The organism is Sodalis sp. (in: enterobacteria), assembly GCF_047607725.1.
Lineage (GTDB): Bacteria > Pseudomonadota > Gammaproteobacteria > Enterobacterales > Enterobacteriaceae > JBLKSS01.
On record NZ_JBLKSS010000160.1, the window covers coordinates 1 to 9821 of the forward strand.

Sequence of the window (9821 nt, forward strand, 5' to 3'; positions counted from 1 at the left end):
GTCAGGTCAGGTCAGGTCAGGTCAGGTCAGGTCAGGTCAGGTCAGGTCAGGTCAGGTCAGGTCAGGTCAGGTCAGGTCAGGGATGATAACGGGCAATGTATTGATATCGAACGTTGGGATATCCCTCTGGCGCGCTTTGGTGAGTTTGTCGCGGAGATCCCGGCGCCGCTGGGCATGGGCACGCTGCAATTGCGTGACGGGGGGATGGGTGAAAGGGTTATTTGTGAGCCCTACGCGCTGGCGGATGCGCAGGATATTACCGCTTATGGCGGCTTGCGCCGCTATATCGCCGATCACGGGGGGCGGGAATATTATGGGCCCCCTCGCCAAGGCGTTTACAAGCCGAATCGGCGCGACCACGCGGTGAACAGATCTGTCAGATGTCGGTCTGTTAGCAGGGCTGCTAATTAGCGGCTCAGCCGCTGGGTTTAGGTGTGGGTTTGTCTGACGCTCGGCGTCAGGCCGGTCAGGCGCGGGAAGCCTGTCGGTCTGACCGGCGGCCAGCCCACAAAAGAATCAAAGTCCCGGCCCTAAGGCCAGGGCTCTATCAGCCGCTGCAAGCCAAAGCGGTGTAGCGAAAAGCTGACGCGTAAGCGCCCGAGTGGCGTCCGCCTCACTCTTTCGGTGAGGCATTCTCGACACGGCTTTTCAATTTCTGCCCCGGGCGGAAAGTCACTACCCGACGGGCGGTGATGGGAATATCTTCACCCGTTTTTGGATTGCGTCCTGGCCGCTGATTTTTGTCGCGCAAATCAAAATTACCGAAGCCTGATAATTTTACCTGCTCGCCATTTTCCAACGCCCGGCGCACTTCCTCAAAAAACCGTTCCACTATTTCTTTGGCATCCCGTTTGCTTAGCCCGAGCTTTTCAAACAGGTATTCTGACATTTCAGCTTTAGTAAGCGCCATAAGTTCAATCCCTCAAGGATGCTTGGAATCGCTGCTTTAGTGCCGCCACGCATCTCGCAACGGTCGCGGCAATCTCCTCTTCTTCCAGTGTACGAGCGGTATCCTGTAAGATCAGGCTGATAGCCAGACTCTTAAAACCTTCCGCTACGCCCCTGCCCCGGTACACGTCAAACAAGTTTACGCCAACTAACTGATTTTCGCCAACTTTCTTACACTCCGTGATAATATCTGCTGCGGCGACGTCATCAGCCACCACCACGGCAATGTCGCGGCGGTTAGCGGGGAAGCGGGAAATGTCATTCGCTTCAGGCACTTTACGCTCGGCAACCTTTTCCCAGAGTAGTTCAAACACCAGCGTACGGCCATTTAAATTCAGTTTCGCCTCAAGCTCGGGATGAATAACGCCAATAAATCCAATGGCTTCATTGTTAAGATAAATTGCGGCGCTCTGCCCAGGGTGCAGCGCGGGATGCCGTTGTGCCCTGAACTCAATATCGTCTAATTTGCCGGTAAGCTCAAGTATTGCCTCAAGATCGCCCTTGGCATCGTAAAAATCCACCGGCTGGCGCGCCTGATCCCAATGTTCATCGAAGCGCGGACCGGCGATGACCCCGGCCAGCATAAGATCCTGACTAATTCCCAGGTCTGCTGCGTTATCAGGAACAAAGCGCAATCCGCTTTCAAACAGACGGATCCGCTGCTGCTGACGATTCTGATTATAGACCACCGCGCCAAGAAGGCCGGTCCATAACGACAAACGCATGGCGGACATATCCTGGGAGATCGGACTCGGCAGCACCAGCGGCGACTGCTGCGGATGGAGCAGCGCTTGGTTTTTGGGGTCGACAAAGCTATAGGTGATGGCTTCCTGATAACCGCGATCCACCAGCAGCATTTTCACGCGCGACAGCGGCAACGCCGCCTCACGATGATGCGGCATCACCAGGTCGGCGCGCACCGGCACATTCGGGATTGCGTCGTAACCGTATACGCGCGCGACTTCCTCAATCAAATCTTCTTCGATAGACATATCGAAACGCCAGCTCGGCGCCAGGGCTTGCCAGCCGGCCTCGGTGCGGCTGACCTGGCAGCCGAGACGGGTGAGGATATCGCTCACGTCCTCGTCCGGGATAACATGGCCAATCAACCGGTCCAGCGTTTTCCGGCGCAGGGTGATGTTGGCCGGCTGCGCCAGCGCGGCCGCGGAGGTCACATCGATAACCTGCCCCGGCTGACCGCCGCAGATTGCGACCAACAGCGCCGTGGCCCGCTCCATAGCGCGCGGCTGCAGCGCCGGATCCACACCCCGCTCATAGCGGTGCGACGCATCCGTGTGCAGCCCGTAACGGCGGGCTCGGCCGGTAATGGCCAACGGTTGGAAAAAGGCGCATTCCAGCACCACGTCGCGGGTCGTCGGGCTGATACCGGAGGAGGCGGCGCCAAAGATCCCCGCCATCGCCTGCGCTTTACCGTGGTCGGCAATCACCAGCGTATCGGGCGACAGCGTGACGTCGCTGCCGTCGAGCAAGGTCAGCGCCTCGTCCTGCCCGGCATAACGCACCACGATACCGCCCTTGATGCGATCGCGGTCGAAGGCATGCATTGGCTGTCCCAGTTCCAACAGCACGAAGTTGGTGATATCCACCACCGCGTCCACCGACCGCAGGCCGCAGCGGCGCAGTTTTTCCTTCATCCACAGCGGCGTGGGGGCGCTGACGTCGATATTTTTCACCACCCGGCCCAAATAGCGCGGACAGGCGTCGGCCGCGTCAACGCGAATAGGCAGCGTATCGCCGGTAACCGGCACCACCGTCTCGATGACCGGCTGCACAAGCGGCATGCGGTTACGCACCGCGACATCGCGGGCAATGCCCAGCAACCCGAGGCAATCTGCCCGGTTCGGCGTGACGCTGATGTCGATGGTATTATCGTCAAGCTTTAGATAATCGCGGATATCCTGGCCGATAGGCGCATCGGCGGGCAGTTCGATGATGCCGTCATGGTCGCCGGCAATGCCTAATTCGGCAAAAGAGCACAACATGCCCTCCGACGGCTCGCCGCGCAATTTGGCGGCCTTGATTTTGAAATCCCCAGGCAGCAGGGCGCCGATGGTGGCCACCGCGACCCGCAAGCCGGTGCGACAGTTGGGGGCGCCGCAGACAATATCCAGCCATCGCTCGCCGCCGATATCGACCTTGGTGACCCGCAATTTGTCGGCATTAGGATGCGCCCGGCACTCCACTACCTGGCCAACCACCACGCCGGTAAAACGGCCTGCGACCGGCTCCACGCCGTCCACTTCCAGTCCGGCCATGGTAATTTGCTCCGCCAGCGCGACGCTGTCGATAGCCGGATTCACCCATTCACGCAGCCAAAGTTCACTGAATTTCATGTGTTTATCCCGCCTTTATTTGAATTGTTTGAGAAAACGCAGATCGTTTTCGAAGAATGCGCGCAAATCCGTGACACCGTAACGTAACATCGTCAACCGCTCCATGCCCATGCCGAAGGCGAAGCCGGAGTAGTTTTCCGGGTCGGTGCCGACGTTGCGCAGCACATTCGGATGGACCATGCCGCAGCCCAGCACTTCCAGCCAGCGGCCGTTTTTTCCCATGACATCCACCTCGGCGGAGGGTTCGGTAAACGGAAAATAAGACGGACGGAAACGCACCTGCAAATCTTCTTCAAAGAAATTACGCAGGAAATCATGCAACGTGCCCTTCAGGTTGGTGAAACTGATATCGGTGTCGATAATCAGCCCCTCCATCTGATGAAACATCGGCGTATGGGTCTGGTCGTAATCGTTACGGTACACCCGCCCCGGCGTGATAATGCGGATCGGCGGCTGCTGCGCCTTCATGGTGCGGATCTGCACGCCGGAGGTCTGGGTACGCAATAACCGGGTGGTGTCGAACCAGAACGTATCGTGATCGGCGCGCGCGGGATGGTGCGCGGGAATATTCAAGGCGTCGAAATTATGGTAGTCATCTTCGATTTCAGGACCGGTGGCCACCGAAAATCCCAGCTCACCGAAAAAATGTTCAATGTGCGCGATGGTGCGCGAAACCGGATGCAATCCGCCGTTTTCCATGCGCCGCCCCGGCAGCGAAACGTCTAATGTCTCGGCCGCCAGCCGCGCCTCCAGCGCCGACCGTTCCAGCGTCGTCTTACGTTCGGCCAGGGCCTGCTGCACGTCCTGCTTGGCCTGGTTGATTACCGCACCCGCCGCAGGCCGCACGTCCGGCGCCAGATCCCGCAGCGCCGTCATTTGCTGGGTAAAATGCCCTTTTCTGCCTAAATATTCGACGCGCACCGACTCTAATGCGTCCATATCCTGGGACTGTTCGATGGTGGCTTTGGCCTGCACAACCAACTCTGCGAGATGTGGCATTGCTTTCCTCTTCTTCCTGCCGTAAATGGCTTAACCGTAAAAATGAGCGAGGTCGCCGTCTGGCTCGTACAGCGCGCCCGGCGCCGCTGGCCAGCAATAAAAAAAGCCTCCACTCCGGGAGGCTCTAGCGCTATTTTTCGTTTCTTGACTTACGCGCCAGCCCCCGGGAAACAGGTGCTAAAATAAAAAAAGAAACGGAAAATAGCAGCATTCATGCTTGCATTACCTTGTTAACGTGAAGATGTCTATCTGATACCGTTCCGCCCTTAGGCGAAAAAAAGAGGGAGACCGGCTCCCTCTTCTTTAACCGGCTTACGCCAGGGCGCCTTTCGCTTTATCGGCCAGAGCGGCGAAAGCCGCTTTGTCGAACACGGCGATATCCGCCAGGATTTTACGGTCGAGCTCAATGGACGCTTTTTTCAGGCCATTGATAAACCGGCTGTAAGAAATACCGTTCTGACGGGCCGCGGCGTTGATACGCGCGATCCACAGCTGACGGAACTGACGTTTCTTCTGACGACGGTCACGGTAAGCGTACTGACCTGCTTTGATAACCGCCTGGAAGGCGACGCGGTAAACGCGCGAACGGGCACCGTAGTAACCTTTCGCTTGTTTCAAGATTTTTTTGTGACGTGCACGTGCTACCACACCACGTTTTACGCGAGCCATATGCTCTCTCCTAAAGTCTTATTCAAACCAGTTAAAATGACGCTTACGCGTACGGCAGGCAACGTACGACCAAACCCAGATCCCCTTTGGAAACCATGGATTTCGGGCGCAGGTGACGCTTACGCTTAGTGGATTTTTTGGTCAGAATATGACGCAGGTTAGCATGCTTGCGCTTGAAACCGCCCGAAGCCGTTTTCTTGAAGCGCTTTGCGGCACCGCGTACTGTCTTGATTTTTGGCATGAGTTTATCTCTACTCCGCATTGTTAATAATATGAATCAGCGAGGCGAAGGCGACGCGTGGCGACGCCTTACTTGTCAGGCCTTACTGTTTCTTCTTGGGTGCGAGCACCATGATCATCTGGCGGCCTTCAATTTTGGAGGGGAAAGATTCCACTACCGCCAGTTCACTCAGATCGTCGCGAACGCGGTTAAACACTTCGATGCCGATCTGCTGGTGCGTCATTTCACGTCCGCGAAACCGCAGGGTGATTTTGGCTTTATCGCCGTCTTCCAGAAAGCGAACCAGGTTGCGTAGTTTTACCTGATAGTCGCCTTCATCGGTACCAGGCCTGAATTTGATTTCCTTAACCTGGATAACTTTCTGCTTCTTCTTCTGTTCTTTGGTGGATTTGCTCTTCTCATAGAGGAACTTGCCGTAATCCATGATTCGGCAAACCGGCGGCTCGGCATTGGGGCTGATTTCGACTAAATCAACGCCCGCTTCCTCAGCTTTTTCAAGCGCTTCATTCAGGCTGACAATACCAATCTGCTCGCCGTCGATACCCGTCAGACGAACCTCTGCGGCGCGGATTTCTCGGTTAATACGATTGGGACGCGCCGGTTGAACTCGTTTTCCGCCTTTAATACTTTATTCCTCCAGTTGATGAAGATTATGGCTGCGGATTTCGTGCTGCAGCTTTGCAATAATCTCGTTAACGTCGATGCTGCCCAGGTCTTTACCGCGGCGTGTACGCACGGCAACCTTGCCTGCTTCCATCTCTTTATCACCGCAGACCAGCATGTAAGGCACTCGACGCAAAGTATGTTCGCGGATTTTAAAGCCTATTTTTTCATTTCTCAAGTCTGCTTTCACCCGAATACCTGCCGCCGACAGTTTTTCCGTCAGTTTTGCGACATATTCCGACTGATTATCGGTAATGTTAATCATGACGACCTGCGTTGGCGCCAGCCAGGTCGGGTAGAAACCCGCATACTCTTCCGTCAGGATGCCAATGAATCGTTCCATTGACCCCAGAATAGCGCGGTGAATCATGACCGGGACCACCAGTTCGTTATTTTCCTCCACATAGGAGGCGTTTAAACGACCGGGCAGCGAAAAGTCCAGCTGCACCGTACCACATTGCCAGGCACGATCCAGGCAATCGAGAAGCGTAAATTCAATTTTAGGACCATAAAACGCCCCCTCGCCCGGCTGATATTCAAAGGCAATACCATTTTCCGTTAGCGCGGCGGCCAAATCCTGCTCCGCCCGGTCCCAGACGTCATCGCTGCCGATGCGCTTTTCCGGACGGGTGGACAGTTTGACCAAGATTTTCTCGAAGCCAAACGTAGCGTACACATCATACACCATTTTGATGCAATTGTTTACTTCATCGCGTACCTGGTCTTCGGTACAGAAGATATGGGCATCGTCCTGGGTAAAGCCGCGCACGCGCATCAGGCCGTGCAGCGAACCGGACGGCTCATTGCGGTGGCAACTGCCGAACTCCGCCATGCGCAACGGCAGATCGCGGTAAGACTTCAGCCCCTGATTAAAGATCTGCACATGCCCCGGACAGTTCATCGGTTTGATGCAGTATTCCCGGTTTTCCGACGAGGTGGTAAACATATGCTCGGCGTAATTGTCCCAGTGGCCGGTCTTTTCCCACAGCACGCGGTCCATCATGAACGGCCCTTTCACTTCCTGATACTGATAGGCTTTCAGCTTCATCCGGACGAAAGCTTCCAGCTCGCTGAAAAGGGTCCAGCCATCGTTGTGCCAAAACACCATCCCCGGCGCTTCTTCCTGCATATGATAGAGGTCAAGCTGCTTGCCGATCTTACGGTGATCGCGCTTCGCCGCCTCTTCCAGATGCTGCAAATAGGTATTGAGCTGTTTTTTATCGCCCCAGGCGGTACCGTAAATGCGCTGCAGCATTTTGTTTTTGCTGTCGCCGCGCCAGTAAGCCCCAGAGGTTTTTTGCAAGGTGAAGTGGTGGCAGAAACGCATATTGGGCACGTGCGGACCGCGGCACATATCCACATATTCTTCATGATGATACAGCCCGGGACGATCATCGCGGCTGATATTTTCGTCGAGGATAGCCACTTTATAATCCTCGCCCCGCGCGACAAACGCATCGCGGGCCTGCTGCCAGCTAACTTTTTCCTTGATAACGTCGTAATCTTTTTCGGCCAGTTCGTGCATCCGCTTTTCCAACCGGTCAAGATCGTCCTGGGTCAGGGTATGATCGAGATCGACATCATAATAAAAGCCTTTATCGATGACCGGACCGATGGCCATTTTGGTATTCGGCCATAATTGTTTGATGGCGTGCCCCAATAAATGCGCGCAGGAGTGGCGGATTATTTCCAGCCCCGCCTCATCTTTGGCGGTAATGATGGCAAGCTGGGCATCGTGCTCAATGACATCGACTGCATCCACCAGTTCCCCGTTTACGCGGCCGGCGATGCAGGCTTTGGCCAAGCCGGGACCGATATCGCGCGCAACATCAAGGGGAGAAACGGGATGTGCAAACTGACGCTGACTACCATCAGGAAGAGTTATAACGGGCATGCGGGTTTCCTTAATTTGCAGTGGTGATCCATACGCAAGATCACTTACAAACAGAACAAATATTAAATTTCAAAGGGTTAAACATGCTATTTCGCTACACATTGCGAAATATGTACACGAGGAGGAACACAAACCCATTGGCACTCCTGCGTTACATGTCAACCGGTGAGATTTTAACATCCCCACAGGAAAAAATCCTCTTTATTCAGCGCCCCCGACGCGTGGATTACCCTTTTTTGTCATCATGCGCATCATTGCACAGGCGAGATAATCAGCACGACGCGTACGGAGAATAAAGGGGATGCATCCGAAGCGGAGTCAGCAAGGGTCGCCCCGCCCGTCAAACCGCTATCCCCCACGCTGAAATTTCTCAATGCAGGCGCCGCGCGATGACAATCGCGTCCCCCTGTCGATGCCATGAGCGCCTATCTGGACGGTTTTCATTTTTGCAATGGCGACAAGAATGGGCAACGGGAAGCGCACCCTTACGTCACCGCCTGGAATGAAGACGTGATGCAGGCTGTTATTGATGATGGCAATACGCGCGATGCCAGACTGATTGGGCGTGGAATAGATCATCAGCGAAAGACTTTTCAGCCATTGCCGTTAGAAGAGAAAAAACGCTGGCACAGCCACCCCTACTAAGTTCAATCCGGCAGTCTTATTGCGCCAAGCTTACCTGCCCCGGCAGAGAAAGGGTTAATGGTGAAAATTGTCAACACCGAGGGCAAAACGTGGCATACCGACCGGGAAAAAACGTTGCCGCTGGGTATGCCAGCCCTGATGATGGGATTCACCGACGACGGTCAATGGGATCCCAACTTGCTTGCTGACCGCGATCGCCGTTTTGGCGTCGATACGAAAAAAATCCGCCAGGAGCGCCACGATATCATCACTCACCCCGTACGGGCGGGGGCGAACGCCTGGGAAAACGGGCAGCCCATCCAGTTGCAAAGGGTCAACGGCGGTGGCGGACATGTGCGCGGAACGAGCGATTTTCGGCGTCGGAACAGACCCGCGACGGAAAATTTCGCTAAGACGTCGAGCGCCTGGTAAGCCGCCGGGGTGTGACTTGCCCTGCCCCGAGACAGGGTGCCTATTCAGCCCGGGGGACGCCAACGGCATTAATCAGCCCGCAGACTGCCCCTTGAGGGGGCGGCAGGCAGTCACCTCTCCCCTTAATTCTGGCGGCGCCGGCATCTAAAGCGCGCGCCGCGGAATACGTCATGCCAGAGGGAGATCCCCTGGCGGTTGCGCCGCGATCTTAGCGGGCGAAATAGTCGCCCTGGCGCAGATCCGTTAACAAATCCGGCCCGGAGGGCGTCCAACCCAACCCCGCGCGCGTATGCGCACTGGACGCCGGCATATCTGCGCCGAGAAAATTGGCTAGCCAGCCAAAATGTCCACGCTCGCGTGGCTCGACCGGCAGGCCCAATTGCTCGCCAATCACGCCGGCGATGTCCTTGCAAGAGAGGTTTTCATCGGCAACAGCGTGATAAATAGGCTCAGGGGGCGCTTGCTCCAACACCAACCGATACAGGCGCGCGGCATCCGAACGGTGTACGTTGGCCCAGCGGTTTTGCCCGTCGCCCAGATAGGCGGACACGCCTTTTTCGCGCGCCAGAGCAATCATGGCGGCAATAAAACCGTGATCGCCGCTGCCATGAACCGAGGCGGCGAGCCGTATGATGCATGCCCGCACGCCTTGCGCCGTCAACGCGTTCGCGGTGGCCTCGGATTGACGCGGATAGCCGAGCTCCGCGGGCGCAACGTCCTGTTCCGTTGCGACCCGTCCCGGCGCGATATGGGCTAACCCCGCGGTCACCAGCAGCGGGCGCGTGGTGCCCTTCAGCGCGCTGCCGATGGTCTCAATCGCTATGTGATCCTGCTGCGAACTTTCGGCGAAACGGGAAAAATGTAAGCGCCCCGTGGAGGACGTCTTGAATTATTGGTGGGTTTGTTGTATGGCCCGGTAAGAATATGTTCCACTACGATGCCTAGTGAACCCGCATCCTATAAGGGACGGCTGTCAGATCATGGATAATCCGGCGAT

At 56.1% G+C, this 9821-nt stretch carries 10 protein-coding genes, 1 pseudogene and 1 other annotated feature; of the genes and pseudogenes, 2 read left to right on the forward strand and 9 right to left on the reverse strand.

The genetic code is table 11. From position 1 onward, the window contains the following. Positions 1-126 precede the first annotated feature (126 nt). Positions 127-411 carry a hypothetical protein gene (locus ACMX3H_RS14230; RefSeq protein WP_415211309.1) on the forward strand — a complete coding sequence of 95 codons (285 nt, stop codon included), beginning with the start codon at positions 127-129 and terminating at the stop codon, positions 409-411. A gap of 202 nt (positions 412-613) precedes the next feature. On the opposite strand, the gene ihfA is transcribed toward ACMX3H_RS14230, so the two are convergent. From ihfA to thrS, 8 genes are all read right to left on the reverse strand, one after another. Then, entirely contained in the window at positions 614-910 is a 297-nt protein-coding gene (ihfA, locus tag ACMX3H_RS14235) for an integration host factor subunit alpha (RefSeq protein ID WP_415211303.1), read from the reverse strand. A gap of 4 nt (positions 911-914) precedes the next feature. Beyond that, positions 915-3302, reverse strand: coding sequence for a phenylalanine--tRNA ligase subunit beta (pheT, locus tag ACMX3H_RS14240; RefSeq protein ID WP_415211304.1), 2388 nt, complete (start codon positions 3300-3302; stop codon positions 915-917). 15 nt (positions 3303-3317) lie between these two features. Further along, positions 3318-4301, reverse strand: coding sequence for a phenylalanine--tRNA ligase subunit alpha (gene pheS, locus ACMX3H_RS14245; protein ID WP_415211305.1), 984 nt, complete (start codon positions 4299-4301; stop codon positions 3318-3320). Between the two features lie 96 nt (positions 4302-4397). Next, positions 4398-4521 (reverse strand) — a sequence feature (Phe leader region). After that, a complete protein-coding gene (gene pheM / locus ACMX3H_RS14250) occupies positions 4451-4516 on the reverse strand; it encodes a pheST operon leader peptide PheM (protein WP_415211310.1) in 66 nt (21 codons plus the stop codon). (Overlaps the previous feature by 66 nt.) A 92-nt stretch (positions 4522-4613) precedes the next feature. Further along, the gene (gene rplT, locus ACMX3H_RS14255; RefSeq protein ID WP_415211306.1) at positions 4614-4970 is read right to left on the reverse strand and encodes a 50S ribosomal protein L20; all 357 of its coding nucleotides are present in this window, start codon (positions 4968-4970) and stop codon (positions 4614-4616) included. A 43-nt stretch (positions 4971-5013) separates the two neighbouring features. Then, a complete protein-coding gene (rpmI, locus tag ACMX3H_RS14260; protein ID WP_011411240.1) occupies positions 5014-5211 on the reverse strand; it encodes a 50S ribosomal protein L35 in 198 nt (65 codons plus the stop codon). Between the two features lie 82 nt (positions 5212-5293). Continuing rightward, positions 5294-5836 (reverse strand): translation initiation factor IF-3, encoded by a 543-nt coding sequence (infC, locus tag ACMX3H_RS14265; protein WP_415211311.1) that lies wholly within the window; start codon positions 5834-5836, stop codon positions 5294-5296. 3 nt (positions 5837-5839) lie between these two features. Further along, the gene (gene thrS / locus ACMX3H_RS14270; protein ID WP_415211307.1) at positions 5840-7768 is read right to left on the reverse strand and encodes a threonine--tRNA ligase; all 1929 of its coding nucleotides are present in this window, start codon (positions 7766-7768) and stop codon (positions 5840-5842) included. Positions 7769-8035: 267 nt separating this feature from the next. On the opposite strand from thrS, the pseudogene ACMX3H_RS14275 reads away from it, so the two are divergent. Then, a pseudogene (locus ACMX3H_RS14275) lies at positions 8036-8805 on the forward strand (DUF1264 domain-containing protein). Between the two features lie 227 nt (positions 8806-9032). Here ACMX3H_RS14275 and ACMX3H_RS14280 read toward each other — a convergent pair. Continuing rightward, positions 9033-9593, reverse strand: coding sequence for an NAD-dependent epimerase/dehydratase family protein (locus ACMX3H_RS14280; protein WP_415211308.1), 561 nt, complete (start codon positions 9591-9593; stop codon positions 9033-9035). Between the last annotated feature and the right edge of the window lie 228 nt (positions 9594-9821).